At 49.7% G+C, this 25,617-nt stretch carries 32 protein-coding genes and 1 tRNA gene; 19 read left to right on the forward strand and 14 right to left on the reverse strand.

Going from position 1 to position 25,617, the window contains the following annotated elements:
• Nucleotides 1-103 precede the first annotated feature (103 nt).
• Nucleotides 104-2,158 carry a DNA helicase IV gene (gene helD / locus OH663_RS21405; protein ID WP_048221744.1) on the forward strand — a complete coding sequence of 685 codons (2,055 nt, stop codon included), beginning with the start codon at nt 104-106 and terminating at the stop codon, nt 2,156-2,158.
• Between the two features lie 32 nt (nt 2,159-2,190).
• Here the strand turns inward: helD and mgsA are convergent, their stop codons facing one another.
• Complete coding sequence (gene mgsA / locus OH663_RS21410; RefSeq protein ID WP_045441354.1) at nt 2,191-2,649, reverse strand: methylglyoxal synthase; 459 nt, start codon at nt 2,647-2,649, stop codon at nt 2,191-2,193.
• A 93-nt stretch (nt 2,650-2,742) separates the two neighbouring features.
• Nucleotides 2,743-3,405: a curli synthesis inhibitor gene (gene csgI, locus OH663_RS21415; RefSeq protein WP_045441355.1), complete on the reverse strand. Its 663-nt coding sequence runs from the start codon at nt 3,403-3,405 to the stop codon at nt 2,743-2,745.
• A 172-nt stretch (nt 3,406-3,577) separates the two neighbouring features.
• Between csgI and OH663_RS21420 the strand changes: the two genes are divergently transcribed.
• Nucleotides 3,578-3,991, forward strand: a complete 414-nt coding sequence (locus OH663_RS21420; protein WP_045441356.1) for a CoA-binding protein — start codon at nt 3,578-3,580, stop codon at nt 3,989-3,991.
• 105 nt (nt 3,992-4,096) lie between these two features.
• On the opposite strand, the gene hspQ is transcribed toward OH663_RS21420, so the two are convergent.
• Together hspQ and rlmI are read right to left on the reverse strand one after the other, a co-directional pair.
• The gene (hspQ, locus tag OH663_RS21425; RefSeq protein ID WP_045441357.1) at nt 4,097-4,414 is read right to left on the reverse strand and encodes a heat shock protein HspQ; all 318 of its coding nucleotides are present in this window, start codon (nt 4,412-4,414) and stop codon (nt 4,097-4,099) included.
• Nucleotides 4,415-4,471: 57 nt separating this feature from the next.
• A complete protein-coding gene (gene rlmI / locus OH663_RS21430) occupies nt 4,472-5,683 on the reverse strand; it encodes a 23S rRNA (cytosine(1962)-C(5))-methyltransferase RlmI (RefSeq protein WP_045441358.1) in 1,212 nt (403 codons plus the stop codon).
• 212 nt (nt 5,684-5,895) lie between these two features.
• Between rlmI and OH663_RS21435 the strand changes: the two genes are divergently transcribed.
• From OH663_RS21435 to yccX, 3 genes are read left to right on the forward strand one after another with little or no spacing between them, the layout of a single operon-like run.
• A complete protein-coding gene (locus tag OH663_RS21435; RefSeq protein ID WP_200042401.1) occupies nt 5,896-6,444 on the forward strand; it encodes a kinase inhibitor in 549 nt (182 codons plus the stop codon).
• A gap of 15 nt (nt 6,445-6,459) precedes the next feature.
• Nucleotides 6,460-7,248 carry a helix-turn-helix transcriptional regulator gene (locus OH663_RS21440; protein ID WP_200013095.1) on the forward strand — a complete coding sequence of 263 codons (789 nt, stop codon included), beginning with the start codon at nt 6,460-6,462 and terminating at the stop codon, nt 7,246-7,248.
• A gap of 58 nt (nt 7,249-7,306) precedes the next feature.
• Complete coding sequence (yccX, locus tag OH663_RS21445; RefSeq protein ID WP_045441361.1) at nt 7,307-7,588, forward strand: acylphosphatase; 282 nt, start codon at nt 7,307-7,309, stop codon at nt 7,586-7,588.
• On the opposite strand, the gene tusE is transcribed toward yccX, so the two are convergent.
• Complete coding sequence (gene tusE, locus OH663_RS21450; protein ID WP_045441362.1) at nt 7,585-7,914, reverse strand: sulfurtransferase TusE; 330 nt, start codon at nt 7,912-7,914, stop codon at nt 7,585-7,587. The two genes, yccX and tusE, sit on opposite strands and share 4 nt — an antisense overlap.
• An 88-nt stretch (nt 7,915-8,002) precedes the next feature.
• Complete coding sequence (gene yccA, locus OH663_RS21455) at nt 8,003-8,662, reverse strand: FtsH protease modulator YccA (RefSeq protein WP_043015806.1); 660 nt, start codon at nt 8,660-8,662, stop codon at nt 8,003-8,005.
• 270 nt (nt 8,663-8,932) lie between these two features.
• Here yccA and OH663_RS21460 point away from each other — a divergent pair, with 270 nt between their 5' ends.
• Nucleotides 8,933-10,561 (forward strand): ABC transporter substrate-binding protein, encoded by a 1,629-nt coding sequence (locus tag OH663_RS21460; protein WP_200013093.1) that lies wholly within the window; start codon nt 8,933-8,935, stop codon nt 10,559-10,561.
• A 143-nt stretch (nt 10,562-10,704) separates the two neighbouring features.
• Nucleotides 10,705-10,792, forward strand: a tRNA-Ser gene (locus OH663_RS21465).
• A 106-nt stretch (nt 10,793-10,898) separates the two neighbouring features.
• On the opposite strand, the gene OH663_RS21470 is transcribed toward OH663_RS21465, so the two are convergent.
• The 8 genes from OH663_RS21470 to OH663_RS21510 all read right to left on the reverse strand — a co-directional run bounded on the left by OH663_RS21470 (nt 10,899) and on the right by OH663_RS21510 (nt 16,828).
• On the reverse strand, nt 10,899-11,918 hold the full coding sequence (locus OH663_RS21470) for a tyrosine-type recombinase/integrase (protein WP_001648800.1): 1,020 nt from the start codon (nt 11,916-11,918) through the stop codon (nt 10,899-10,901).
• A complete protein-coding gene (locus OH663_RS21475) occupies nt 11,919-12,143 on the reverse strand; it encodes a DUF4224 domain-containing protein (RefSeq protein ID WP_149911975.1) in 225 nt (74 codons plus the stop codon). It lies immediately after the preceding gene.
• 212 nt (nt 12,144-12,355) lie between these two features.
• The gene (locus OH663_RS21485; protein WP_016152506.1) at nt 12,356-12,538 is read right to left on the reverse strand and encodes a hypothetical protein; all 183 of its coding nucleotides are present in this window, start codon (nt 12,536-12,538) and stop codon (nt 12,356-12,358) included.
• Between the two features lie 2 nt (nt 12,539-12,540).
• Nucleotides 12,541-13,095 (reverse strand): siphovirus Gp157 family protein, encoded by a 555-nt coding sequence (locus OH663_RS21490; RefSeq protein WP_149911973.1) that lies wholly within the window; start codon nt 13,093-13,095, stop codon nt 12,541-12,543.
• Nucleotides 13,095-15,368, reverse strand: coding sequence for an exonuclease family protein (locus tag OH663_RS21495; protein WP_263525859.1), 2,274 nt, complete (start codon nt 15,366-15,368; stop codon nt 13,095-13,097). The genes OH663_RS21490 and OH663_RS21495 overlap by 1 nt, the downstream gene beginning before the upstream one ends.
• A 45-nt stretch (nt 15,369-15,413) precedes the next feature.
• Nucleotides 15,414-15,737, reverse strand: a complete 324-nt coding sequence (locus OH663_RS21500) for a hypothetical protein (protein ID WP_263525860.1) — start codon at nt 15,735-15,737, stop codon at nt 15,414-15,416.
• A 343-nt stretch (nt 15,738-16,080) separates the two neighbouring features.
• On the reverse strand, nt 16,081-16,227 hold the full coding sequence (locus OH663_RS21505; protein ID WP_263525861.1) for a hypothetical protein: 147 nt from the start codon (nt 16,225-16,227) through the stop codon (nt 16,081-16,083).
• A gap of 190 nt (nt 16,228-16,417) precedes the next feature.
• Nucleotides 16,418-16,828, reverse strand: a complete 411-nt coding sequence (locus tag OH663_RS21510) for a helix-turn-helix domain-containing protein (protein WP_234610672.1) — start codon at nt 16,826-16,828, stop codon at nt 16,418-16,420.
• 81 nt (nt 16,829-16,909) lie between these two features.
• Between OH663_RS21510 and OH663_RS21515 the strand changes: the two genes are divergently transcribed.
• The 12 genes from OH663_RS21515 to OH663_RS21570 all read left to right on the forward strand — a co-directional run bounded on the left by OH663_RS21515 (nt 16,910) and on the right by OH663_RS21570 (nt 25,260).
• A complete protein-coding gene (locus OH663_RS21515) occupies nt 16,910-17,110 on the forward strand; it encodes a Cro/CI family transcriptional regulator (protein ID WP_234610671.1) in 201 nt (66 codons plus the stop codon).
• Between the two features lie 64 nt (nt 17,111-17,174).
• Nucleotides 17,175-17,621: a toxin YdaT family protein gene (locus OH663_RS21520; RefSeq protein WP_016152513.1), complete on the forward strand. Its 447-nt coding sequence runs from the start codon at nt 17,175-17,177 to the stop codon at nt 17,619-17,621.
• Between the two features lie 22 nt (nt 17,622-17,643).
• Nucleotides 17,644-17,868 carry a hypothetical protein gene (locus OH663_RS21525; protein ID WP_001648809.1) on the forward strand — a complete coding sequence of 75 codons (225 nt, stop codon included), beginning with the start codon at nt 17,644-17,646 and terminating at the stop codon, nt 17,866-17,868.
• Between the two features lie 2 nt (nt 17,869-17,870).
• The gene (locus OH663_RS21530; RefSeq protein WP_181626064.1) at nt 17,871-18,854 is read left to right on the forward strand and encodes a helix-turn-helix domain-containing protein; all 984 of its coding nucleotides are present in this window, start codon (nt 17,871-17,873) and stop codon (nt 18,852-18,854) included.
• Nucleotides 18,851-20,239, forward strand: a complete 1,389-nt coding sequence (locus OH663_RS21535; RefSeq protein ID WP_263525862.1) for a replicative DNA helicase — start codon at nt 18,851-18,853, stop codon at nt 20,237-20,239. The genes OH663_RS21530 and OH663_RS21535 overlap by 4 nt, the downstream gene beginning before the upstream one ends.
• A 38-nt stretch (nt 20,240-20,277) precedes the next feature.
• Nucleotides 20,278-20,958, forward strand: coding sequence for a hypothetical protein (locus OH663_RS21540; protein WP_263525863.1), 681 nt, complete (start codon nt 20,278-20,280; stop codon nt 20,956-20,958).
• 3 nt (nt 20,959-20,961) lie between these two features.
• Nucleotides 20,962-21,210, forward strand: a complete 249-nt coding sequence (locus tag OH663_RS21545) for a hypothetical protein (protein ID WP_149911964.1) — start codon at nt 20,962-20,964, stop codon at nt 21,208-21,210.
• A 25-nt stretch (nt 21,211-21,235) separates the two neighbouring features.
• Nucleotides 21,236-21,487: a hypothetical protein gene (locus OH663_RS21550; protein WP_032947062.1), complete on the forward strand. Its 252-nt coding sequence runs from the start codon at nt 21,236-21,238 to the stop codon at nt 21,485-21,487.
• Nucleotides 21,484-22,617, forward strand: a complete 1,134-nt coding sequence (locus tag OH663_RS21555; protein ID WP_181632691.1) for a DNA-methyltransferase — start codon at nt 21,484-21,486, stop codon at nt 22,615-22,617. The genes OH663_RS21550 and OH663_RS21555 overlap by 4 nt, the downstream gene beginning before the upstream one ends.
• Nucleotides 22,614-22,886 (forward strand): hypothetical protein, encoded by a 273-nt coding sequence (locus OH663_RS21560; RefSeq protein WP_181632690.1) that lies wholly within the window; start codon nt 22,614-22,616, stop codon nt 22,884-22,886. Before OH663_RS21555 ends, OH663_RS21560 begins: the two co-directional genes overlap by 4 nt.
• Nucleotides 22,850-24,922: a DNA cytosine methyltransferase gene (locus OH663_RS21565; protein ID WP_263525864.1), complete on the forward strand. Its 2,073-nt coding sequence runs from the start codon at nt 22,850-22,852 to the stop codon at nt 24,920-24,922. Before OH663_RS21560 ends, OH663_RS21565 begins: the two co-directional genes overlap by 37 nt.
• Complete coding sequence (locus tag OH663_RS21570; RefSeq protein ID WP_181626059.1) at nt 24,922-25,260, forward strand: hypothetical protein; 339 nt, start codon at nt 24,922-24,924, stop codon at nt 25,258-25,260. The genes OH663_RS21565 and OH663_RS21570 overlap by 1 nt, the downstream gene beginning before the upstream one ends.
• The last annotated feature ends 357 nt before the right edge of the window (nt 25,261-25,617 follow it).

Genomic DNA, 25,617 nt, shown 5'->3' on the forward strand with positions numbered 1-25,617 from the left:
TTCAGTGAATTTGGCAATTGTAACGTTTTTTTGGGCTGGAGCACGTTTTCTCTGGCGGTTACACTGATAAGTAAACCTCTTCGTGTGGATCCGCGTAAGTCTTATGGAACTGAAAGCAACTTCTCTTGGAAAACGTCTGGCGCAACACCCTTACGATCGAGCCGTTATTCTCAATGCCGGGATAAAGGTTTCCGGCGATCGTCATGAGTATCTTATTCCATTCAATCAGTTACTGGCTATACATTGCAAACGAGGCCTTGTCTGGGGGGAGTTGGAGTTTGTGCTTCCGGAAGATAAGGTTGTACGCCTGCACGGTACAGAGTGGGCTGAAACTCAGCGTTTCCATCACCATTTGAATACACTCTGGCAGCAGTGGAGCCAGGAGATGAGCGAAGTGGCAGCCGGTGTTTTGCAGGAGCAACTGCAGGCGATAGCCGTTCGTACCGGGGAGAATAAATGGCTGACGCGTGATCAAACCTCTGGGTTACAACAGCAGATCCGCCGCGCCTTTGCCGCGTTGCCTCTACCGGTTAATCGATTAGAAGAATTTGATAATTGTCGTGAGGCATTACGACAATGTCAGGCCTGGTTGAAGGACATTGAAGTGTGTCGTTTACAACATAATCAGGCGTATACCGACGCAATGTTGGCGGAGCATGCTGAGTTCTTTGCACATATCGAATCCTCGCCGCTGAATGCGGCCCAGGCGCGAGCGGTAGTAAATGGTGAGAAATCACTGTTAGTGCTCGCGGGAGCCGGAAGCGGCAAGACCTCTGTTTTGGTGGCTCGCGCTGGGTGGCTGTTGATGCAGGGGGAAGCCGTTGCTGAACAGATTCTGCTGTTAGCCTTTGGTCGCAAAGCAGCCCAGGAGATGGATGATCGTATCCGCGAGCGACTGCATACAGAAGAGATCAGCGCACGGACGTTTCACTCGCTGGCGCTACATATCATTCAGCAGGGCAGTAAAAAAGTTCCAACGGTAAGTAAGCTTGAAAACGATACTGCCGCGCGGCATAAACTCTTTATCACCACCTGGCGTCAGCAGTGCAGCGAGAAAAAGGCGCAGGCCAAAGGCTGGCGGCAGTGGTTAGAAGAGGAGATGCAGTGGACTGTGCCTGAGGGCAATTTTTGGGACGACGAAAAGTTGCAGCGTCGTTTGGCCACAAGATTAGATCGTTGGGTTGGACTTATGCGCATGCATGGCGGAGCACAGGCTGAAATGATTGCCAATGCCCCGGAGGAAATTCGCGATCTGTTCAGTAAACGCATTAAACTGATGGCGCCGCTGCTTAAGGCCTGGAAGGGAGCTCTGAAGGAAGAAAATGCTGTCGATTTTTCCGGGTTGATCCATCAGGCAATTGTCATTCTGGAAAAGGGGCGCTTTATCAGCCCCTGGAAACATATTCTGGTCGATGAATTTCAGGATATTTCCCCACAGCGTGCCGCTCTGGTGGCTGCATTACGTAAGCAAAACTCGCAGACCACTTTGTTTGCGGTGGGGGATGACTGGCAGGCGATTTATCGTTTTAGCGGCGCGCAGCTTTCGTTGACTACCGCATTCCATCATACCTTTGGCGAGGGTGATCGCTGTGACCTGGATACTACATACCGTTTTAATAGCCGCATTGGCGAGGTCGCAAACCGGTTTATCCAAAAAAACCCACATCAGCTTGCGAAACCGCTCAACAGCCTGACGTCAGGGGATAAAAAAGCGGTGACGCTGTTGGAGGAAAGTCAGCTGGATTTATTGCTGGATAAGCTTTCTGGATTTGCGAAAGCTGAAGAGCGAATTCTGGTGTTGGCGCGTTACCATCATCTAAAACCCGCCAGTCTGGAAAAAGCGGCTACTCGCTGGCCCAGGCTACAGCTTGAATTTATGACTATCCATGCCAGTAAAGGGCAGCAGGCAGATTACGTTATTGTCGTCGGGCTGCATGAAGGAAATGATGGTTTTCCGGCGCCGGCCCGCGAGTCAATTATGGAAGAGGCGTTGCTTCCTGTTGTTGAAGACTTCCCTGATGCAGAAGAGAGAAGGTTACTGTACGTGGCGCTAACACGTGCGCGGCATCGGGTATGGTTACTGTTTAACAAAGACACGCCGTCGTGTTTTGTCGATGAACTTAAACAACTGGATGTACCGGTAAGCAGAAAACCCTGATAAGCAGGCGGCATGTACCGCCTGCCTGACGATTATTTGAGGCGCTCTGCCAGGTAACGGGCGTAATCCGGGATCAGGATTTCTGTCGCATCGCTGAAGTTTGGCGACTGGATGATAAAATCGGCGGTAGAAACGTTGGTCGCGACCGGAATGTTCCAGACCGTGGCCAGGCGCAATAGGGCTTTTACATCAGGATCGTGAGGGACGGCATTGAGCGGATCCCAGAAGAAGATCAGCACATCGATTTTCCCTTCAGAGATCAGCGCGCCCACCTGTTGGTCGCCGCCCATTGGGCCGCTCAGCATAGCATTTACATCCATACCAGTAGCGCGTTGAATTAAGTTTCCTGTCGTTCCTGTCGCGTAGAGAACGTGTTTTTCCAGCAACGGTTGGTGGCGTTCTACCCAGCTCATCAACATCTGTTTACAGTGATCATGTGCAACCAGCGCAATATGCTTGCGCGCTGGCAAAGTGCGAGTCGTCAATTCCATAGTACAGCTCCCAAGTTAACCTCGTTACAGAGTACTGGAAGCACTTGACGCTGCAAGAGAAAGACAAAAAAAATGCGTATATGAACATAAATGTCATGAAGGTGGCTGTTTTTGCGCCCATTGCAAAAAGTTACTTCGCGTTTGTGAGTCGGCTTGCTGAAACCAATATTTTAAACGCTGCTCGGTGAGTGTTTGCGACTGAGGCGGAACCCGGTCCAGTTCAGAAACTCCGGAGAGCAATGAGCTGTCATCTGCCATCATTGGGGCAAATTGCGGTAACGAGGCATGCCTGGCGGCTTTGTTATAGCGCTCAGTCTCAATTTCATAATCCACGATTTTTGCCTTTGAAGTGATCGCCATAATATCCAGTTTCACTGGAATGGGCATGGAGTCCCCGTCAAGCAATTCGACGCGCGGGGCGCTATCAAAATGTGTTGCGTCACGCTCGTTGCTCAGGCGCGGAAGATGAAAATTAACCTGACTGACCATTTGAGTATTAAAGCTGATGACCAGTGGTGGGGAAATATAGAGGCGTTCTTCATGGCTGGACAGGCGGATAGTTTTCTCTACGCGAAAAACAAGCTGATGGGGGCCATTCTCAAGCTCAATACTGTCGGCACCACGCAGTAATGAGCTTGAGACCTTTTTTCCGTCCAGTACCAGTAGATCAATATCATTAGACAAACGTAGTGAGGTGGCCAAAACGGTTACCGGCAAACACAGGGCAATCAAGACTGTCACAATGCCGGCTCTCATAGGTTTCTCCTGTCCAGAAAATGCCTGAGTAAGATGTATCAAAATTTTTCGGTAATCATGTTTACTAACATATAGACATATTTGTCAGTTTAGCTCTCATGCGCCAGTATGGGATGAATGGTTGCAACGTCAGGTTTGTCGTACACTTTGCAAAACAGCCTGGAGGAAGATAATGAAAGAGACCGATATTGCTGGCATTTTGACATCCACCCGTACGATTGCGCTGGTGGGCGCGAGTGATAAACCCGAGCGCCCTAGCTACCGGGTGATGAAATATTTGCTCGATCAGGGCTATCACGTTATCCCCGTTTCACCCAAGGTTGCCGGGAAAACGCTGCTGGGACAGCAGGGCTATGCGACCCTTGCAGATGTACCTGAGAAAGTGGATATGGTGGATGTCTTCCGTAATTCAGAAGCAGCTTGGGGCGTTGCGCAGGAGGCAATTGCCATTGGGGCGAAAACTTTATGGATGCAGCTAGGGGTGATCAATGAACAGGCGGCTGTGCTGGCACGTGATGCCGGTATGGCGGTGGTGATGGATCGTTGTCCGGCAATTGAGATCCCTCGACTCGGGCTGGCGAAGTAAGCCTGTGTTATTGCCGAATGGCGCGTTACTTATCCGGCCTGCGGTTCGTGGCCGGATAAGACGCGTAAGCCCGATAAACGAAGCGTCATCGGGCAAGTGCTAAAATCAGTTGCGCAGGCGTGGAGCCTGAAGCTGTTTGCGGATTGTCCGCGCCAGTTCATCCATTGAGGGTTGCTCCGGATGCTCTTCCTGTAGCTCACTGCTCAACTGTGCTTCCGCCAGATACGTATGTACTGGCAGGCCATTATCATCTTCCATCACCACGTGATACCAAGGAGCGGCGCGAAGTTCGTCGTTTACCGCCAACTCATCGGGTGACGGTTCATCAAGCGAATATTCCGGGTCGATATCCACGACCACTCCGAGGTAACCTAACAGGGAATGGCGGACCTGCTGGCCGATACCGAATTTGCTGGCAATCATAGTCACCTCCCGGGAAATAGATACCCTTTATGTAAGGGTAATATTCCACTTTTCAAGTTACATGATGCGACAGGCAAACCCTTTCAGATACAGCCCTTCCGGGTAGGTAGCGATCACCGGATGATCGGCGGCCTGACGGAACTGCTCTATAAATTGTATATCACGACCAGCATCTATTGCGGCATCAGCGATGATTTTCTGAAATAAATCGGTGGTCATCAGGCCGGAGCAGGAGAATGTCAGCAGCACACCGCCAGGATTCAGAAGCTGAATAGCCAGCATATTGATGTCCTTATAGCCACGACAGGCGCCCATCAGCTGGTTTTTGTTTTCAACAAACTTCGGCGGATCCATCACGATGACATCAAATTTCTCTCCGCGATCGCGATAGGCTCGCAGTAGTTTGAACACATCATCACGCACAAACTCGGCTTTAGTCAGATCCAGTTTATTCAGTTCAACGTTTTGTCTGGCGATGTCGAGCGCTTCCTGAGAGGTGTCAACGCTCACGACCTGGCTGCATCCCCCCATTAATGCCGACACGGCAAAACCGCCGGTATAAGAGAAACAGTTCAGAACGCGCTGATTTTCGACGTAGCGACGCGTCGCCAGACGGCTGTCACGTTGATCCAGGTAATAACCTGTTTTGTGACCGCGCTGAATATCAACCAGCAGCTTCATACCGTGTTCTTCGATTGGCAGCAGAGCAGGGGGCAGTTCGCCGGTAACAGGTCCCTGCGTAAGCTCCATACCTTCTTTCTTACGTACGGCAACGTCGCTACGGTCATAAATGGCGCATTCAGGGAAAACTATCTGCAGGGCGCTAATCAGTGCGGCACGTTGATATTCGGCCCCTGCGCTGAGCAGTTGCAGAACCAGGAAGTTAGCGAAGCGATCAATGGTGACACCGGGCAGCCCATCAGATTCACCGGCAATCAGACGGTAGCTGTCCAGCCCGTCTTTCTTCGCCAGCCAGTCGCGCCACTTCTGCGCTTGTTGCAGACGACGGACAAAGAAATCAGTATCAATGGATTCAGATTTGTCGAATGTCCAGACACGCGCACGGATCTGTGATGCAGGAGAATATGCACCGCGTGCTAACCATTTACCCTGATGGTCAACAATATCGATGGTCTCACCAAGGTTGGCTTTGCCTTCAATACGTGCGACGGCACCGGAGAATACCCATGGATGGCGGCGAAGTAATGATTTTTCGCGCCCTTTAGCTAACACCATGCGGGGATATTGCGGAAATTTAGATTCAGTCATGCGGAGCAACCTCTCACAAACAGCGATGCGGGCTGGATGAGAACCAACCTGATACCGTTAAAACAAAATGGCGCGTAGGGTAGCACAGATGAAGGGGGCAATCATCAGAGTATGGTTGCGAGCATTTCAGCACAAAATGGAATCACAGCAGCACAGTTTCCTTAAAGCATAACCATTACATTGATATTTCTTCATATGGTTAAGGAAACACAATGAAAACAGTCTCTTCTCTGCTAGCCATCACGATAACGGCGATAAGTTTTAATGTAACTGCGGCATCAGCGTTCCGTATTAGCAGTACGGATATTACAGATAACCTTCAATTAACACAGAAACAGATTTTTAATGGTTTTGGCTGTAATGGTGAGAATATCTCGCCGCAACTGAGCTGGCAAAACCCGCCAGCCGGGACCAAAAGTTATGCCATTACGTTATTTGATCCAGATGCCCCAACAGGAAGTGGTTGGTGGCACTGGACGGTGGTGAATATTCCAGCACACGTTCAGACTCTTCCATCTGGCGTTGGAAAAGATAAGTTACCCGCAGGGGCTATTCAGGGGAGGAATGATTTCGGTTATTCTGGATTTGGCGGTGCCTGTCCACCAGCAGGCGATAAACCTCATCGTTACCAGTTCACCGTGTGGGCGCTGAATACGGAAATGTTGCCCATCGATAGTAATGCGAGCGGTGCGCTGGTGGGTTTTATGCTTAACAGCCATGTCATCGCTAAAGCTGAATTAACGGCCACATACGGAAGATAAACTGAGGGACACACGGTGCAGGACGTATATTTCAAACATAATGTGCTTACCGCGGCAGAGGTAAACTCCAGCCAACTGCACCGCTTGCATCGTGTTAAGTTTTTTTCTGCGGCGATATGTCACATCACTCACGGTAGTAAAGTCATCATCCAGGATGATAACCGTCTGGTTGCCGGCACAGGCGAATTGCTTATTATCCCTGCAGATTCCTGTCTTGAGATTATCAATCAACCCGCACAGGGTGCTTTTCGTTCAGATTTGTTGCTACTCTCGCCTGAGATCATTACGCGATTTAAAAGTTCGTATGTGCAGGATTATCCCCCCGCGAAGCTAAGATCGTTATGTACACCAATGAGCCATAGCCTGGCGTTTATGTGGGCGAGTTTGCTGGATGCTGTGCGTCAGGGCCTGCCGGTAAAACTACAGGAACATCAGGCGATGGGATTACTTCTGGCTCTCTTACATGAAGGAGCTGCCGTGCCACTTCTGATTGAGCGCAGTTTTAAGCTGGCGGAACAGGTGAGGCAACTCATTATGTTGTCGCCTGCTAAGCTATGGACAGCAGATGAAATTGCCGGTCGTTTAGCGATGGGCACCTCTACATTACGTCGAAGGCTACAGCAGGAATCACAGAGCTATAGACAAATTGTCGAGGAAGTACGTATGTCGTACGCTCTTTCTCAGTTGCAGTCGACGAAATTACCGATTGGTGAGATTGCAATACGCTGTGGCTATATGTCTGGTTCGAGATTTACGGCAAGATTCCGCCAGCATTACGGGTGTCTGCCGAAGCAGGTACGTTAATGGTATTCACATTTACAGTGTGAAAGTATGCCCATTTACAATAAGAGGGAGAACCTCCATGTCGAAAGTCTGCATCATTGCCTGGGTACACGGTCGGGTACAGGGAGTGGGATTTCGCTATACGACGCAGCATGAAGCGCAGCGACTCGGATTAACCGGGTATGCGAAGAATATGGATGATGGCAGCGTAGAGATTGTCGCCTGTGGTGAAAGCCAGCAGGTGGAACAACTGATGAAGTGGTTAAAAGCCGGTGGGCCACGCAGTGCCAGGGTAGACAGGGTTCTCAGTGAACCGCATCGCCCTGGCGACGAACTAAAGGGATTTAGTATTCGTTATTAAATACATTTTACCGGTTTTGGCAGGCCTGCGATTTTTGTCGCCTGTTTTGCCGGACCTTTGGGAAACAGGCGATAGAGATAACGACTGTTGCCTTTCTCTTCGCCAAACTTATTAGCCATCGCTTTTACCAGCATGCGGATTGCCGGAGAAGTATTAAACTCCAGATAGAAATCGCGCACAAAACGCACCACTTCCCAGTGTTCAGCCGAAAGGGTGATGCCTTCATTCTCAGCAATGACAACTGCCAGCGGTTCGCTCCATTCTGTAGTGTCTTTTAAATAGCCTTCGCTATCGGTACTGATTTCTTTACCTTCAAAGATCAACATATTTCTTCACTACGTTAGTCAGACTGGCGGCAGTTTACCAAAAAAGAAAGCCCCGCATAAGCGGGGCCGGGTAATACGTTTTGACGTTTTAGTCGCGGCTGGCGAAGCCCAGAATGCTCAGCAGGCTGACGAAGATGTTGTACAGCGATACATACAGGCTGACTGTCGCACGGATGTAGTTGGTTTCACCACCACGGATGATGTTGCTGGTTTCGAACAGGATTGCACCTGAGGAAATCAGAATAAACACCGCACTGATGGCCAGATGCAGAGCTGGCAGTTGCAGGAAAATATTCGCAACCATACCGATCAGCACCACCACAATACCAGCCATCAGCATACCGCCGAGGAAGGACATGTCTTTACGGGTGGTCAGCACATACGCTGAGCAACTGAAGAAGACCAGAGCAGTACCGCCCAGGGCCATAGCGATAACATCACCCATGCCTGCCGACAGGTAGGTGTTCAGAATTGGCCCCAAAATGTAGCCGAGGAAACCGGTGAAAGCGAAAGCTGACAGAATGCCAACCGGTTTATCTGCCGTTTTATACGTCAGGAACATCAGTCCGTACATACCTACCAGCGTCAGGATAAGACCTGGAGATGGCAGCATCAGTACCGTACTGGCGGTCGCCGTGATCGCTGAAAATGCCAGCGTCAGGCTCAACAGGAAATAGGTATTGCGCAGCACTTTATGCGTGCTGAGTAGCGATGTACGGTCGCGCGAAGAACTAATAATACGATCCATGAGTCACTCTCTTATGACAGATGTAATTAATGAAGGAGGATAATTAAATCGCTGGAAATGACACAGCGGTTTTACCCATCTTTACGCATTTTAACCCGCCAGGCTTAAGCATTTTATTTCAGCAAAAGCTCCTGAATTAGATGTTATCACTTATTGTCTGCAAATGTCAGATCGACATCTTATAGGTGGCTGAAAAATATTGCGTTATCACCTGAATCCTTTAAGAGTTACAGCGGTGTCATCATATAACAGAACAATAAGGTGAAGGGAATGGCTCAACATAGACCGAAGGTATTGACGTTTACGCTGTTGGCTGTCTGTTTGATGTCTATAAACGGTGTGGCATGGGCAGCAAATGTTCCTACAGGAACACCGCTGGCAGAACAACAGGAACTGGTCAGAAATAACGGCAGCGAGCCTGCATCGCTGGATCCACATAAAGTCGAAAGCAACGTTGAATTTAATTTAATCAGTGATATGTTAGATGGGCTGGTTTCTGTCAATCTGCAAGGGGAGATTGAGCCGCGCCTGGCGTCATCCTGGGAGAATAAAGACAATACCGTCTGGACCTTTCATTTACGTCCAGGTATTACCTGGTCAGATGGTTCAGCCATTACCGCACAGGATGTTGTCTGGAGCTGGCAGCGTCTTGTTTCACCACAAACTGCTTCGCCGTATGCCTCTTATCTCGGCAATATGCACGTCGCGAATGCACTCGACATTGCGCTTGGGAAAAAGGAGCCCGCTACACTGGGTGTAAAAGCACTCAATGACACCACCCTGGAGATTACCCTGACGCAGCCAACGGCTGCATTTCTGGCTATGTTGGCTCACCCGTCGCTGGTGCCACTGGATAAAGTGCTGATTAGCCGCTTTGGTGATAAGTGGACCAGGCCAGAGCATTTTGTCAGTAGCGGTGCATACAAGCTTTCTCAGTGGGTGGTCAATGAGCGGATTGTTGCCGTACGTAATACGCACTACTGGGATGATCAGCATACGGTAATTGATAAAGTCACTTATCTGCCCATCAGCTCAGAAGCAGCTGACGTTAACCGCTACAAGGCCGGGGAAATTGATATTGTCTTTAGCGTGCCGGTAAACCAGTTCGCGCAGTTGAAAAAGACGATGGGAGATGAGCTGCGCGTTTCACCTCTGCTTTCAACCTATTACTACCAGTTCAATACGACTCGCGCGCCGTTTAATGACCCGCGTGTGCGCCGGGCGCTGAATATGGCGCTGGATAAAGAGATCATTGCCCAAAAGGTCATGGCGCAGGGGCAGCGTGAAGCGTGGGTAATCAGCCAGCCTGAAATTGGCGGTGTCAAACTGCACGCACCGGAGTATGCCGCGTGGCCGCGCGATAAACGCATTGCTGAAGCGAAAAAACTGTTAGCCGCAGCCGGTTTCGGTCCGGAGCATCCGCTCTCGTTAAATTTGCTCTACAACACTTTCGAAACGCATCAACGTATTGCGATTGCCGCATCGTCGATGTGGAAGAAAAACCTCGGCGTCGAGGTAAAGCTGCAGAATCAGGAATGGAAAACCATGCTGGACACCATGCACACCGGCAATTTTGATGTCGTGCGCTATGCGTGGATAGCCGATTATGACGATGCCTCGAGCTTCCTCAATATTTTCCGTACCGGTGATAGTGAGAATACCACTAAGTACAGTAATCCTGCCTATGATGAAGCGATGCTCAATGCGGCGAGAGCAGGCTCGCTGGACGAGCGAGGGAAATACTACCAGCAGGCTGAGGACATTTTGGGCGAAGATGTTCCGGCAATACCTGTTTATCACTATGTCCATACGCATCTGGTGAAGCCGTGGGTTGGGGGATTTGCTCCTGATAACCGTGGAAATTATTACACCAAAGATATGTTCATCAAAAAACATTAAACCAAAGAGAGCAAGATACGTGCTGAATAAACGGTCAATTTGTTGTTATTTCAGTCAATTAACATTATTTTGGCTGTTTTTCAGGCAAACGAACACTTTGGTGCTTTACAGGTCCGTTCGGGATGTTTATAGTGCGCCTCATTGGAAGCGTGGCCGAGCGGTTGAAGGCACCGGTCTTGAAAACCGGCGACCCGAAAGGGTTCTAGAGTTCGAATCTCTACGCTTCCGCCAAATTTAACAAGGGGTTAGCTAAATGCTGACCCCTTTGTTTTTTGAGCAGAAGAATTAAGAAAGAATATTCGAAAAGAATATCGTCTTCCCCCAATTGCATAAAAAATCACTTCTTACCGATTACCGGGCGATCAAGCGTCGGGCTAATTTGTACCTTCCTGTCATAAATAAGCACCTGGCTTTCAGTCTTGTGTCCGCTAAATATCTGCTTATCCCTGCTGCTCCCTTCAAAATCTGAGATAGCTTTTGCCTTAATGTCGTGGAATGTGTAATCCAGTTGCCGGTTAAGTTCACTCTGTGCGGCCCGCACGGCCTTTAGCCAGCGATTATTGAATGTCTTGCGGATGAACTGGCCGCGATCGCTGTTATAGAGAACCAATGCGTCAGGTGAAAGCTTCGGACATGCTGCCTGTGCCGTTTCCAGCGCTTCCTGCAGGCGAGGTGTCCAGACCTTTATCTGTTTTTTCCCGGTTTTGCCCTGTTGTATAAAAATCCCTTTATCAGATATTTGCATCCAACGTAGTTCGAGTACGTCAGCTTGTCGCGCGGCGCATAAGTAAGATATTTCCATTGCGGCTCTGACGACGTGATCTGCATGTTTATAAATTGCCAGGTAATCTTCGTCAGTGATGTATTGCTCACGAGCCTTGAGAGAAAATTTGCTGACGCCGGCACAGGGGTTTCCCTTAACATATCCGCGCTCATATCCCCAGCGGTAAACGCGAGACATGCTGCTCATTTCCTGGTTGGCCTGATTCTTACTTTGCAGACCACGACGATCCATAAACTGTCGCACGTCTTCAGGTTTGATTATGTCAGCTTTAACTTTGCCGAATACAGCGAGTAGTTTTTTCTGATGTTGCAGATAGTCACGCTGGGTTCGAATTGCCAGCTCTGTGTAGTAGGCGCTTTTGAGAAACATTCCCCAGAGCTTTTCGAACGTCATTACATCTGAGTAATTCCGTCGTTCTTCCTCATACCGTTTCCATAACGCTGACATTGTGAGAGTGATTGGCCCCAGTGTCACTGTTTCCCGTGACGTCGGTTTGTAGTAGTAACGCGTTTTTGTTTTGGATACGCGTGGCGGCAGCTTGTTATCTCCAGGATCCTTTCTTCTGCGCCCCATTTAAATAGCTCCGAAATCGGGTTTTTCTTCTGTGCTGGTCTGAACGATGATCTGCCCGTTCAAAACAGCGTTAATGTGTGTCCAGGTAACCATCGGGCGACCTTCCCGATCGGGTATGTACGAGACACCGCCGCGGTCGAGGATTTCCCTTTGTTTGGATGCTTTCTGATAACCGGTAAACTCAATCAGTTCTGCGTCTGTTAGCAGATCGTTTTCTCTGGCCATGTTGGTCTTTCCTCATCATCCGGTACACGGCATTATCAGCATCGCTGCATGCGCGTTCGATATCTGACTGGGTCAGGGTCTTCTTTCGTACGCTTGCCGATAACCGGCCAATCTTTATATCGAAATCTGTGAGCAGAGTAGCTCCGGGTTGCCATCGCAGCATTGCAGCCTCCTGTGTTGGGTGAGGCTACAATGCTAGCGATAGTGTGATTTTATTTCTGATTACGCTTAATCAGGTTTTCGGGTAGGAATGCTCCTTTCTCACGAGTTACTTTAACGCTTTTCGGCAGGTGCATTCCCAACTCGCAACGGCTACGAGCTTCAATAATGCCGTTACTGCCATCTGAAAATACTACGTGAACCGCATCGCCACGTTTGAGGGATAGTTTCAGCATAGTTATCGTACCTGTAGTGAGCGTTCGCCGATCTCAAGGTGGGCACCCGGTACCGGGTTTAACAGTTCTGCTGGCACTTCACCACCATCGGCAGTGATTTGTGCTGCGGCAGCTTCCGCAGCCTCAATCGCTTCTTTGATGGCTTTTTTGTCCGGAGCAACAATCGTCTGAACAGTAACCAACTCATCCGGTAATAGCTTTTCATTGTCGATAACAACGCTGACGCTACCTTTTCGGGCAGTAAAGCTGTTTTTAGAGGTCTTGAGCTTGTCCAGATTGGCTGCAAGCAGGCAAGACAGAATATATTTACGCAGCGTTTTATCTTTATTTTCGAAAGACTTTTTACGCTCAGCCAGGCGCTTTATTTCTTCATCACATGTTTTGGCATGGCCAAGGTTATTACGTGCGATGACCATGATGGCATCCAGCTTATCCGCCAGTTCTCCTTCAATTCCTTCCAGTGTATCGGTGATCATTTCCGGAGTTAGTTCATCAGAGCTTTCCAGCAATTGCAGAAGATTGGTGTAGTCAGCAGCTAACGCGATTGCAGTAGTCATTATGCATTCTCCTGGGATTTATTCAGTTCAGCGATACGTTCATCTTTGATGGATGTCAGGCGACGCAGACGCCCACTTAAATAGCGCGCATGTTGCGTGTCACCCTTCGCTTCTGCGTCCTTGCGATGCACCTCTGCTTCACGGGCAATCGAAGAATAAACCTTATTGATCTCGTTCTCAGACACAGCTGATGCAAGAGTATTTGCTACTCGGGTCAGTTTATCGTCCAGTTCCTGACGTACGCGGGCTGCATCCTCTGCGTTTTCGCTGGCGTTTTTGAGTGCAAATTCAGCTTTATTTTTCTGGCGATATTCCGGGTTATCGTACAGGCCCATGAAAATATCCGCGCAGAAACCTAGTGCAGACAATGCTTTCTTGGTTGCGTCAGTCAGTGATTTTTTTGTCGCTTCACCATCGCAAATTGGGCCGTATTTGCTGCCGTAAATATACGGGGTACACCCGAATGAAATCTCTTCACCGCGCGCACCATTCCGGATGTACCAAAGACTGATTTTGATAACATGGTGTTTTTCTGTGAGGACGCCACCGATACCGTCCGGGATGAGTTCCCATGTGTTATTACCGTCAGCCCCTTTGACTGTGCGAGTAATTGGCGCGCCATCGTCAAAGCGTTCTTCAAGAATATCCACACCCCAGCCGATACCTTTCGGACCAAATTCGCGGGTAGCGATCATGGTCATGTAGGTGCCATTGATTGAGGTTCCGCCGCCATTCACAGAGAATGCGGAGGTAAAGCGCTCATCTGTTTTGAATACTTCTTTCCACAACTCCAGGTTGTCGCTTTCGCCAGCCCGCATTTCATTAATGCTCTTGACCAGTTCTGACGCCTGGGGAAGCTGTTCTTCATGCTTAATGCGATCGACGAGCTGATCCGCATCCTGAACAATTGTTTTCACTTTATCGCTCAGATTTTCATTCTGCTGGTCAGTGGTGTCTTGGCTGGTCGCATATACTCCGTAACCCATATTATTTAGCGTTTCACGAGCTTGTTCCGCTTGGTCTTCTGTAACTGTTTCCTGCTCTGCCACTTCCGGTTTTTCACCTTCATTTGAGGCTGTTTCAGACATAGTTCCATCACGCGAAAGCGTTCCGTCATCGTGGGTTGAATCCTGTGGTTGGGTATCAGTTTTAACCCATTTAGGGTCATTTGGGTCGCTGATACCTTCCACATATTCGCCGCGCGCGGCTGCAAGTTGTTTGCCGGTTTTTTCTGCATCAGTTTCAACACATTCGAGCTGACCATGTTCAGCCAGCCATGAATCAATATGGCGTCGCAGTGACTCAGGGAAATGGTATGTATCTTTAGAGGGGACATTCTGAATAACCCCAAAGATACTCGGTCGGTCATATTTGAGAATATGCATGGTGGTACGCAATGCCGCTGACCAACGTTTGAAATCTTCCCGGTCATCGGAAATCATTTTTTCCGCATCACGGAGATTTCCTGATAACACAGGCGCATCAGGAGCGATGGGAAGTAGGGCAACGGCAATTTCCTGATCCAGTGTTGCGTAGGTGTGCTTATAACCACGTTGTGGCGCCAGTGCGACATTGTCATTTTTAACGCAGGTACTAAGTGATGATGTTTTGTTTGGCACCATCTCATCACGCTTACTTGGGTTTTCCAGCCAGCGTTTAATAAATTGTGAAATCGCAGCCTTACCCGGTGTTTGATCTTCAAAGTTTGCGTAAATGGCCTGAATGAGATTATTCAGCCCTTCAACATGCATATGTTGCACGGGTTCGTTATTGTGCAGCGCGTGGAGAATATTGAGATTAACCCGATCATCCTCATCAAAGGATTCATCGTTATTTTCCAAATTATCGAGATAGTCCAGCACCTGAGAGTAAAGAACGCCATCAATGGGAGAATCGCTGAACATAAGGACGGCCGCGAAGCGTTCCCGGGATGGTAGCTTTGCCAGATCGATAATCTCGTTACTGGCTGGCAGGTTTGAAACGTTGGTCTCAGGTTCGTTGATGATCCATTTTTCCCCGTCGAATGTGTGTGCCAGGGCAAATTGTTCATCGAACTTACCAACAACCGGCAGCGGCAGACCTTCAGCATGTTCCCATAACTTGGGTTTGAAATAGTTGTCACCGTTGGCTGGGTAGGCTTCCCAGAGTTTGCCGGTCATGATGCTTTCTGCCACTTTTTTATTTGGCGCATCAATTGCGATCGCCAGCTGAACGGCCCCGCAATCTTTAACCGCTGATTTTTTTGGCTCAAATAAGCCGTTGTAGATGGTCATTGGTCTTTCCTCTTTGGTTACTGGCGCTGGTCTGGCGCCGGCTGATCAAAATGGGATATCGCTTTCCTGAACAGGGGTATGATCAATACACAGTAGTTGCTGTATTTTGTCGTCGACACGGTCAATCTGATGTTGTGCTTCCGCCGCAATCGTCTCTTTCTGGCCGCGCAGCTGGTCGACCTGCAGAGCAATGATGTCGAATGGCTCTGGCTGGTTTATATCAAGGGTAATTTCACGGGTTTCCAACAAAACGTAGGTGTCCGGAAAGTTGCGTGACATGTCACAGGTGGCAACGATGTATTTATCCGAAGAAAACGTTTGGGTGTGGTAGTGAATGTACAGTTTTACTGGTATGGCAAGCGCTTCCATAGCGGCTCCTTAGTGATGTATACTCAGAGCCGATCAATGTTGGCTCTGTCCTGCATTGGTCTTTCCTCGCTACAGGGTTGGTCCCCTGTGGCACCTTCCTGGCGGATTGGTCTCCGCTGGGGTAAATTAGCCCACTCAGGTGGGCTTTTTTACGTCTAAAGTTTGCCGGTCTTTCCCGGCAGTCAGGGCTGGTCATGCCCATTGGTCTTTCCTCGGTAGTCATTGCCGTGTGAAAAAAGGAGCCCATCGTAGGGACTGGGCAAAGACTACACACAGCGATTTTGGATTCGTTGCGGTCTTTCCCGCATGTCATCGTACTGTCGGCGACCCGAGGCAATTCTCGTTAAATAAGTCCGCTTGCTTGGTCTTCGCGGATACATGCTGAAGCCATCCAGAAGACCCATTCTGATTCCAAAAGGTACTGATACGCGGTTTCCCACGAGACCCCATGAGCTCTGATCAGCATATCGGTCATGTCTTTCTTGGTCATATTGGTCTTTCCTCAATTCGGCGTCTGTCTTTCCAGACCGTCAGAACGTTTTTCTGAACAACTGCCGCGTGGTTAGTGCGTCGTTGATGGAAGTTAATTTAATAAAGGTTAAATTATCAGTCAACAATAATTTGTTTATAAAAGTTAAATTTAGGGGCGTGATTCATCCATTTACTTGATTTAAACGGGTTTATTTTTTCTTGGAGGTTTTTCGTGCTTGGAGCAATTCGTAAAACAGACGATTAAAATCATCCACTTTTCCGCGAAGCTCAGTTACGTGACGTTCTTTTTCTGAACGAGGTAGCGCCCTAAAAAGCTCGAGTAGCTGCTCTTCAAGCTCATCTAATGTGATTTTATCTTCTTCAGATACGGCTGGAAGAGCAGGTTGTTTGTCTTCGTCCCCGTATAAAATCCAGGTGGGCGAACATTGCAAGGCCTGACTCAACTGGAACAGGTTCCTGCCCTGAGGCTCGTTATCATCACTTTCCCATTTAGAGATTGTGACGTGCGATACCTGCGCGAGTTTTGCGACTTCACGCTGAGTTAGGTTGAGTTCTTTACGTCGCTTTTTAATGCGCTCGCCAGGGCTGATTTTGTTCATGTAGTTAATATAAATTTACTTGACTTAATTTTCTTTAACTCGTAATTTTGTTTCCGAAAGTTAACAAAGTGGAGATCGGCAATGTTTAAAAACGATGCTTTAGCGTTCTTTGGGAGCGCCACAAAGCTGGCTCAAGCCGCAGGAGTTTCTCTTCCAGCAGTATCTCGCTGGGGAAATGTGATACCTGAGCGCCGAGCTGCAAGGTTGGACCGCGTTACAGATGGGGCTTTGAAATATGACCCTGAATTTTATCTGGAACCGAACAACACAACTGCAGCTTAACAAAGGGCGTATTTGAAATCTGATTACGCTTAATCAGGTTTTCAGCGACAGGAGACGCGACGAAGTGGAAAACCTCGACGAACTGAAAAGAGAAATCTTCAACTGGGCTGCTGAGCGTGGGCAGGAACATGTTGCTATCGAGATCACTCGTATGTGGTTTCGAATGGGCGGCAATACCAGCTGCGTAAAGCTGCACCCGATGGAAGATTCAAAAGGTAATGCTGACTGGCGGGCGATCAACAACAACCGGCAGCAGATTTTTCGCTGGCTACGTGGTGAAACGAAAGCGGCAAGAATCAAAACTAAAGCGCTGGCCATGGCGATGGAGGCTGCATTGCCTGCGGAACGATATGCACAGCTGGGGATGACCACTCAGCAGTTAATTTGCATCGCGATTCGTGATTTTGCCGCGGCGATTATTGCCTTGTTGCTTGATGCCAGAGATCGACCACAGCGGATAGCACAGGCATTACAAGCCATACAGGAAACACAGCGCCTGACCAGCGTTTAACTTGTATCGAGGAAAGACCAATATGCAGACATCAACTGACCGCATCACCTGGCGGAACGGCTGGCGTTTAAATGGCGAGCCATCCTGTGCGCATGACGTACGGGGAATATTTGAAGAACGCCTGTCCGCTAAAAAATGGGAAATTTATGAGAAACGCAAAGCTGAGATGATCGAGACGTGCGTTTTTCTCACACCAAAAGACTACGAAATAGCCTGTCGTGAACTGGCTGAGCTGCTGGGGATCTGACTATGAGCATGACCCTAATGGCCCGGGCTATGGCAATAAAAACCGGAAACCCAATCCGTAAACTGGTGCTGATAAAACTTGCTGATAACGCCAATGATAATGGTGAATGCTGGCCATCTTATCAGCACATTGCTGATCATTGCGAATGCAGCAGGAGTGCTGTTCGTACGCATATTGACGCGCTTATTGGCATGGGCGTTTTAACAAAAGAAAATCGTATGGGTATTAACAATGGTAAGGGAAATACATCGAATGTGTATTACCTGAATCTTGATAACCCTGTGCCACCAAAAAGCACAGCCCCTATGCCGTCAAAAATCACAGGTATGCCGTTAGAAAACACACCCCCTATGCCATGTGGTGGCACCAGAACCAGTCACTCTTTTGAACCAGTCAATGAACCTAATGATCCCCCTAACCCCCAGAAGGGGGAGGGCGATGAATGGATCCTTGCTGACGCTAAAAAAGCCCTGGAATTCTACAACGAACAAACCGGTACCCGTTGCCGTGATGTTAAGCCGTTCGTTCTCATGCTTACGCCGACACAAACGCGGGAAGCATACACACTGGCTGAGCTGCAATTAGTTATTCGTTGGGTTCTGGCGACATGGCGCCGCCGTGGTTCTGGCTTACCTAAACCAGCCAATATCTGCCGTGTAAATCGCTTTGATGGTTATCTCGCAGATGCCGAAGCATGGGCCACTATGGAGGCTGATGTCGATCCGGATGCAGTCATGAACGGCTACAACGAGATATTCGCTGACACACTGCCTACTGCTGAACTGGATGCAGATCGCCGCCGGATGATTATTCGCTTGGCGGCCCATATGAAAAATAAAACTACGGGAGCATTCCTGGGTTACTTCGAAAAATTCCGTGCTGATGCCCCTGACTTTTATTTCGGTTCTAACGGTGGATGGCGCGCCAGCTTTGATTATTTGATGAAACCAGAAACTTTACGTAATACCCGGGAAGGTTCGCTATGACCCCGCAGGAACTGGAAGCGTGTGTGCTGGCAGGGTTGCTGAATGGCGGCGCTACACCTGACGCATTTGACGTGATCGCATCCACGCCAGAGGAATCATTCAGCATTGGTTTTTATCGCCGCGCATTCAGCGAAATAAAAAAACAGGCACTGACTAACGGCATGATCGACATGCTTTTCATCAGTGAGGCGCTGGGCGGTTCAAGCCTGGCTGATTTGTCGGAAATTTCCCGCATACCAGCAACGATTCCGAATCTCAAAGGGTATGCAGGGAAGATGGTTAAAGCATGGCGTAGCCGTGCGCTAGCGAAACTTTTGCAGGATGGCGCCGACGGCATCCGCAATGCTACCAACCAGGAACAACGTGATCAGGTTGTGGAAAAGGCTGTGGCGCAGCTACTGGATATGACCGCTGAAAGCGGCGACGTCCAACCGGTACACATTAACGAGCTGTTGCCCGCCTACATGGACACCGTACAGAAACGCATGGAAGGTGATGAATCCACTCGTAACCTTCTGACCGGGATTGTAGATCTCGATAATGCTACAGGAGGTATTAACCCGCAGGATCTGATTGTCGTTGCTGGTCGACCTGGTATGGGTAAAACCGAATTTGCTCTTACAGTTGTGGAAGGCGTAACCGCTAAAGGCGGAGGCGCGCTAATTTTTAGCATGGAAATGGCCGCTGCTCAGATTGTTGAACGCTCACTGGCTGGTGCCGGAAATCTGTCTGTTTCCCGTCTGCGTAACCCTCAGGATATGTACGATGAGGACTGGGCACGATTAACCGCTGCGATAGGTGAGCTTACGGATCGCGATATCTGGATTGTCGATGCAACCGACCTTACGGTTGAACAGATTCGCGCTATTGCCGAAACGCACAAACGACGTCACCCGCATCTGGCGATGATCATGGTCGACTATCTCGGCCTGATTAAAAAACCAAAAGCGGAACGTAACGATCTCGCTGTAGCGCATATTTCCCGAAATCTTAAAACGATGGCTATGCGCCTGCACACGCCAACCTTTGCACTGAGTCAGCTTTCCCGCGCTGTTGATGCGCGCCCGGCGGCACAGCGCCGCCCGGTAATGTCAGACCTGCGTGATTCAGGCTCTATTGAGCAGGATGCTGACAGCATTCTGTTTCTGTACAGGGATGAAGTTTATAACCCCGAAAGCCCGGCTGCAGGTGTAGCTGAGGTCATCCTCGGTAAATGCCGTTTTGCAGCTGCTGGTACCGTAGTTTACCAGGAGTTTAAAAACGGACACTTTCTGCCGATCGATCAGCACATCGGCAAAGAAAAAACACGGATTCAACTGGAGGCCGCAAAACCCAGAAAAACGCACCGTAAGTATGCAGAGAAGTACAACACCGACGCATTTTAAAACGCCTGACCAGCGTGAAATACAATGAGGAAAGACCAATGACCGATTTAATTTATCCTAAAGTAGCGACACTTGACGATGCCTGTGACTGGACAAACGTAATCATCTGGCGGATGAACGCAGGTGCCAGGGCTCGCAGTCGTTCGGTTTATGTACCTTGCCCGCGTCCGGTTCCTGTTCCGGGATTAACTGCTCGCGCGGCCCCAAAAAATAAAAAATCAAAACCTGTTGAAACCAACCCACGGTGTTTCAGTAAGACGCATACCGGAACCGTTATTTATTCAGATGGAGAGAAGACCGTAAAACTCCGCGAAACGGCAACTGTATGGACTTCCGGAAGCAAAGAGAATTATGACAAAAAAACGGGCTATAGGGTTGGTATTACCAGCCGCTGTCGTTTGCTGCTGGATACCATAAAACCCATTGAGAATCCTACTGAATCCCAATTACCCCAAAAATCCAGCGAACTGCCGGCGGAATACCTCGTGGCGATTATGAAGGGTAAAACGCTCTCATATCAGGGGATTATGTCAGCGATTAAAAAATATTACCCGGACATCAAAATTACCCTGGATCAGCTCCAGAAACGCGTCTTTGCTCTTTGCATGTCGAACTTTGTTGGCATCGAACGGCATGACGATATGCCGGTTACACACTTCACGCTGAAAAGCGTTGATCCCCGTTTCTACGTTCACTCAGAGAAAAACATGAGGGCTTAAGGCATGACCGGGCAATCGGATTACCTCCCGCCCGGTCTCCCGCTCAATCGTGCGAAATGGCCACAAGAGTGCCAACTCAAAGAGCATTACGACATGCGCGCCGCTGCGCTCGTTCGTCAGCTCTATGAGCGTAAAGTTACTCGCCAGACTGTTATTCAGCACATTGACGCGACGCCGGAGAGTTATCGGGAGTTTTTCAGACAACGTTTGAATTATTGGCGGCAGCAGCACGAAGGGGGATCAGGTGGATAAACAACTGGAAGATGCGGGGGATCTCATGACTGAGTTCACCAAAAAATATACAAATAAAGCCATTGTAATTATTGCTGATTACATCCAGCGAGCCAGCAAAAATGAGCAATTGCAGGAAGCAAAAACACGCCTCGATAAAAAAATAATCCTATTCGTTGATGATGAAAACTGTGACCAGTCAAGGCTAATGAGCGCGTTTGTACCGGCAATGACTAGCCATACCCGGGAAAGATTTTTTGAAGAAATTGCAGTGACGCTTGAGGGGGCGAGACCATGACGTACCAGTTGCATGTGGGGCGTTGTGAGGTGGTGCTTAAGTCAATACCTGACAATTCAGTCGATTCGATTGTTACTGATCCACCTTACGGGCTCTCATTTCAAAATCATAAATGGGATTACGACGTTCCATCCGTAGAGCAGTGGCAGGAATGTTTGCGGGTATTGAAGCCCGGCGGTCATCTTCTGGCGTTTGGTGGGTCTCGAACCTATCACCGCCTGGTTGTAAATGCCGAGGATGCTGGTTTCGAAATTCGTGACCAAATTCTTTGGATTTACGGTAGTGGTTTCCCTAAGTCACATAATCTAGATGGCCAATGGGACGGCTGGGGGACTGCACTTAAACCAGCACATGAACCAATCTTAATGGCTCGCAAGCCATTTAAAACGACGGTTGCAGAAAATATGGTAGCGCATGGTACCGGCGCACTTAATATCAACGCCTGCCGCATTCCAACCGGAGAGCAATTATCTGGTGGTTCTGGTTGTTTGCTTTCTCATCAACGCGACGGAACAGATCCAGCCGCAGACTATGAACAATCTGCGGGAGGCCGTTGGCCAGCGAACATTATCCATGATGGCAGTGATGATGTGATTGCCTGTTTCCCTGCTAATGCTGGTGCTGCTGCGCCGGTAACAGGTAATGAACCCTCTGCGGCCTCTACGGGGCAAGTTCTTGGTATGCGTCAGCGTGTCGCTACCGTTCACCACGGCGACAAAGGGAGTGCCGCCAGATTCTTTTACTGTGCCAAAGTAAAACCGAGCGAACGTGATGAGGGGCTTGAGCGTTTTATAGCGACATCTGCCAGTGATATGACCGGAGGGCGTAAAGAGGGAAGCGCGGGTATTAATGATCCGCGCGCCGGTGCTGGCCGTACGAAGGGCGCGAAAAATAATCACCCGACAGTTAAACCAATAGCTCTGATGAAATATCTCTGCAGGCTCATCACTCAGCCTGGCGGTACTGTGTTGGATCCGTGGATGGGTAGCGGAAGCACCGGACGTGCTGCGATTGAAGAGGGGTTCAATTTTGTAGGCATCGACCTTGATCCCGACTATGTAACCATTGCATCTGCGAGGTTGGCTTTCTCGTTAAAAAAATATGCAAATGAAAAAGCGGAGGCACTATGAACGCTGAGCTACAGGGCGCTTTATTGGGTTATGCATATCGTCGGATTGTTGAGTTGGAAACCTTACTTCTTCCTAATATTTCTGAAACGGTTTGGCCAGTGGAAGTGAAAATGGTTTTTTCTCAGGTTAAAAACGCCGGGGATCTCCCGGCACATCACCAGCGCCGACTGAAACATCACATCAACCGTATGTGGCTGGAGAAAATGCCGGTTCCGGCCATCATCATCGCAGCATGTTCGCTGGCTACCGCTATGGAGAAATACGCGTGAGAGAAATCATCGTTGATAATTTTGCCGGTGGTGGCGGTGCGTCAACCGGTATTGAAATGGCGATCGGTCGCAGCGTTGATATTGCTATTAACCACGACGAGAACGCCGTGGCGATGCATACAACGAACCACCCTGATACGTTGCACTACTGCGAGTCTGTGTATGAGGTTCGACCAAAGGTAGCTACCGCAGGACGTCCGGTGGCGCTGGCGTGGTTTTCTCCAGATTGCCGCCACTTTTCTAAAGCTAAAGGCGCTAAACCCGTTGAGAAAGCGATCCGCGGACTGGCCTGGGTAGTATTACGCTGGGGGCTGGATGTTGAGCCGCGGGTAATGAAACTGGAGAACGTCGAAGAGTTTAAAACGTGGGGGCCATTATTACGCGAAATGCCATTCATCAGTCACGCGGATCGCTTCCTTGATGAATTTATCGGACCACCTGAACCAGTCGAACAGCGTCCTGACCCGGCGCGTATCGGTGAGACCTTTAACGCCTTTGTCGCAATGCTGACGACAGGTATTTCTGCATCACATCCGGCGCTGGCTGAATGTTGTGAGTTTCTGAATATTTCGCTTGATAGCGAGGATGCCGCACGGCTGGTTAAAGGTCTGGGCTATGTCGTGGAGTATCGCGAACTGCGCGCCTGCGACTATGGCGCACCGACAATCAGAAAACGTTTCTTCATGGTCATGCGCCGCGATGGGAAGCCGATTGTGTGGCCGGAACCAACGCATGGGGATCCGAAATCACCTGCGGTTCAGGCTGGCAGGCTGGCGCCATGGCGTACAGCTGCGGAGTGTATCGACTGGACAATTCCGGCACCGTCGATTTTCGACCGCAAAAAAACGCTGGCAGAAAATACCCTGAAGCGCATCGCGCGCGGTATACAGCGCTTTGTTATCGACAGTGCATCGCCGTTCATCGTGAAATGCAACCACACTACGACCAAAGGGAAATACGACTGTTTCCGTGGGCAGGCACTGAGTGAGCCATTGCAGACCATTACCAAAACCCATGGCTACGCGTTAGCCGTTCCACACCTGACAAAGTTCCGTACCGGCGCAACCGGGCAGCCCGTTACCGAACCGGTACCGACGGTAACTGCTGGTACATCAAAACGCCCGGGCGGGAATGGGCATGCTCTTGGTTTGGTAGAAGCCGCGCTGACACCATTTCTGGCGGGTAATGGTGGTAGTGAATACCAGGCTAAACCACGCCCGCTGGATAAACCTGCGCACACAATTCTGAAACAATCCCGCGCATGTCTTGTTGCGCCAGTGATAGCCCGCCAGTTTGGGGCCAGCGTCGGCCACCGGGCAGATGAACCGAGCGCCACCATCACCGCTGGCGGTGGCGGTAAATCTCAACTGGTAACACCAACGTTGATCCAGATGGGATATGGCGAGCGCCCCGGTCAGGAGCCGCGAGTGCTGCAACTGGATAATCCGCTGGGTACCGTTACTGCCGGCGGCAATAAGTTCGCGACGGTGAGCGCATTCCTTGCGAAGCATTACGGCGGGAATTACTCCGGGCCGGGCGTCGGGTTGGACGAACCAGCACACTCGATAACCACCGTCGATCACCATGCTGTTGTTGCCTCACATCTGGTGAAGTTGCGCGGTACATGCCGGGACGGGCAGCGCACAGACGAACCCATGCCAACGGTCACAGCTGGTGGCCAGCACGTAGGGGAGGTAAAAACCACATTGGCAGCTGACGGGTATGACGAGCACCGAGCACAGCAGACGCTGGCATTTCTGCGGGAATACTGCGGCGAGGATTGCGACGGGCTAGTGACAGTTGACGGCATAACTTACCGCATCGTTGATATTGGCATGCGCATGCTGCAACCGCATGAGCTTTACCGCGCACAGGGCTTCCCGGAGTGGTACATCATCGACCAGGACTATCGGGGAAAGAAGTACGCGAAGGACAAACAGGTTGCTCGCTGCGGTAACGCCGTTCCTCCGCCTTTTGCTGAGGCACTGGTAAGGGCTAATTTACCTGAATTATGTGTAAGTAGGGAGGCCGCGTAATGGCAAAATCAGCAGCAGAGCGTAAAGCAGCACAGCGTGCCAGACAGTCTGCCGCTGGTGAGCGGAAACTTGAACTGGTGCTGGATGCACAGGAAATGGAAATGCTTGTCCGAAACTGCGCAGATCGTCGACCGGGCCGCGCACCCTATGAAATGGGTGAATACATCGCGCTTCTCATTCGCCAGGATGATGCGCGTGTAAAGTGGCATATCAAATCAATCAGCGCGAACCGATGCGGTAAATGCGGGGATGCGCTCCCGGTTAAATCATGCCCGTGCGCAGGTGATTCTCAGTGCTGGGTTACTCACGGATGGCATGCGGTGAAACTGACAATGTGACATGTCACGAGAACCAAAAGCAAGAAAGAGAACCGCCAGATAATGGCGGTTTTTCTTTATTAAACAGATGGGTACAAATTAACCAGCCTTGATTTTTTAACGTTTTGTGCCTTTAAAAGTTTGCACTTACTGCCACTTGGGAGTATATATACTGTATATTTATACAGTCATCTTGTGAAGGAGGGAACGTGTTCAAAAAGACGGAGGTAGGGGAACATCTCCCCGATAACGGTCGCGTTCTCATAACCTGCAAGAATGGTAAGGTGACAGCACTCAGAAACATCTACGATGATGAGCATGTGGCATCGCTTAAGTCTTTGTTAGAGTTGGCAGAACAAGCAGGTTGTGTCGTTGTTC

The organism is Citrobacter sp. Marseille-Q5395 (assembly GCF_947057495.1).
GTDB classification, from domain to species: domain Bacteria; phylum Pseudomonadota; class Gammaproteobacteria; order Enterobacterales; family Enterobacteriaceae; genus Citrobacter; species Citrobacter murliniae.

What these genes read in the sequence shown, in the direction of transcription:
- rlmI (WP_045441358.1), bottom strand. Translation starts at nt 5,683, where the DNA reads ATGACTGAATCTAAATTTCCGCAATATCCCCGCATGGTGTTAGCTAAA.
- OH663_RS21535 (WP_263525862.1), top strand. Translation starts at nt 18,851, where the DNA reads ATGACCCCGCAGGAACTGGAAGCGTGTGTGCTGGCAGGGTTGCTGAAT.
- OH663_RS21490 (WP_149911973.1), bottom strand. Translation starts at nt 13,095, where the DNA reads ATGACTACTGCAATCGCGTTAGCTGCTGACTACACCAATCTTCTGCAA.
- OH663_RS21550 (WP_032947062.1), top strand. Translation starts at nt 21,236, where the DNA reads ATGACTGAGTTCACCAAAAAATATACAAATAAAGCCATTGTAATTATT.
- OH663_RS21470 (WP_001648800.1), bottom strand. Translation starts at nt 11,918, where the DNA reads ATGGGGCGCAGAAGAAAGGATCCTGGAGATAACAAGCTGCCGCCACGC.
- OH663_RS21530 (WP_181626064.1), top strand. Translation starts at nt 17,871, where the DNA reads ATGAGCATGACCCTAATGGCCCGGGCTATGGCAATAAAAACCGGAAAC.
- yccX (WP_045441361.1), top strand. Translation starts at nt 7,307, where the DNA reads ATGTCGAAAGTCTGCATCATTGCCTGGGTACACGGTCGGGTACAGGGA.
- OH663_RS21545 (WP_149911964.1), top strand. Translation starts at nt 20,962, where the DNA reads ATGACCGGGCAATCGGATTACCTCCCGCCCGGTCTCCCGCTCAATCGT.
- OH663_RS21460 (WP_200013093.1), top strand. Translation starts at nt 8,933, where the DNA reads ATGGCTCAACATAGACCGAAGGTATTGACGTTTACGCTGTTGGCTGTC.
- OH663_RS21475 (WP_149911975.1), bottom strand. Translation starts at nt 12,143, where the DNA reads ATGGCCAGAGAAAACGATCTGCTAACAGACGCAGAACTGATTGAGTTT.
- OH663_RS21485 (WP_016152506.1), bottom strand. Translation starts at nt 12,538, where the DNA reads ATGCTGAAACTATCCCTCAAACGTGGCGATGCGGTTCACGTAGTATTT.
- hspQ (WP_045441357.1), bottom strand. Translation starts at nt 4,414, where the DNA reads ATGATTGCCAGCAAATTCGGTATCGGCCAGCAGGTCCGCCATTCCCTG.
- OH663_RS21495 (WP_263525859.1), bottom strand. Translation starts at nt 15,368, where the DNA reads ATGACCATCTACAACGGCTTATTTGAGCCAAAAAAATCAGCGGTTAAA.
- yccA (WP_043015806.1), bottom strand. Translation starts at nt 8,662, where the DNA reads ATGGATCGTATTATTAGTTCTTCGCGCGACCGTACATCGCTACTCAGC.
- OH663_RS21505 (WP_263525861.1), bottom strand. Translation starts at nt 16,227, where the DNA reads ATGACCAAGAAAGACATGACCGATATGCTGATCAGAGCTCATGGGGTC.
- OH663_RS21420 (WP_045441356.1), top strand. Translation starts at nt 3,578, where the DNA reads ATGAAAGAGACCGATATTGCTGGCATTTTGACATCCACCCGTACGATT.
- helD (WP_048221744.1), top strand. Translation starts at nt 104, where the DNA reads ATGGAACTGAAAGCAACTTCTCTTGGAAAACGTCTGGCGCAACACCCT.
- OH663_RS21525 (WP_001648809.1), top strand. Translation starts at nt 17,644, where the DNA reads ATGCAGACATCAACTGACCGCATCACCTGGCGGAACGGCTGGCGTTTA.
- OH663_RS21565 (WP_263525864.1), top strand. Translation starts at nt 22,850, where the DNA reads ATGTTCGCTGGCTACCGCTATGGAGAAATACGCGTGAGAGAAATCATC.
- OH663_RS21510 (WP_234610672.1), bottom strand. Translation starts at nt 16,828, where the DNA reads ATGAACAAAATCAGCCCTGGCGAGCGCATTAAAAAGCGACGTAAAGAA.
- csgI (WP_045441355.1), bottom strand. Translation starts at nt 3,405, where the DNA reads ATGAGAGCCGGCATTGTGACAGTCTTGATTGCCCTGTGTTTGCCGGTA.
- OH663_RS21540 (WP_263525863.1), top strand. Translation starts at nt 20,278, where the DNA reads ATGACCGATTTAATTTATCCTAAAGTAGCGACACTTGACGATGCCTGT.
- mgsA (WP_045441354.1), bottom strand. Translation starts at nt 2,649, where the DNA reads ATGGAATTGACGACTCGCACTTTGCCAGCGCGCAAGCATATTGCGCTG.
- OH663_RS21555 (WP_181632691.1), top strand. Translation starts at nt 21,484, where the DNA reads ATGACGTACCAGTTGCATGTGGGGCGTTGTGAGGTGGTGCTTAAGTCA.
- tusE (WP_045441362.1), bottom strand. Translation starts at nt 7,914, where the DNA reads ATGTTGATCTTTGAAGGTAAAGAAATCAGTACCGATAGCGAAGGCTAT.
- OH663_RS21570 (WP_181626059.1), top strand. Translation starts at nt 24,922, where the DNA reads ATGGCAAAATCAGCAGCAGAGCGTAAAGCAGCACAGCGTGCCAGACAG.
- OH663_RS21435 (WP_200042401.1), top strand. Translation starts at nt 5,896, where the DNA reads ATGAAAACAGTCTCTTCTCTGCTAGCCATCACGATAACGGCGATAAGT.
- OH663_RS21560 (WP_181632690.1), top strand. Translation starts at nt 22,614, where the DNA reads ATGAACGCTGAGCTACAGGGCGCTTTATTGGGTTATGCATATCGTCGG.
- OH663_RS21515 (WP_234610671.1), top strand. Translation starts at nt 16,910, where the DNA reads ATGTTTAAAAACGATGCTTTAGCGTTCTTTGGGAGCGCCACAAAGCTG.
- OH663_RS21500 (WP_263525860.1), bottom strand. Translation starts at nt 15,737, where the DNA reads ATGGAAGCGCTTGCCATACCAGTAAAACTGTACATTCACTACCACACC.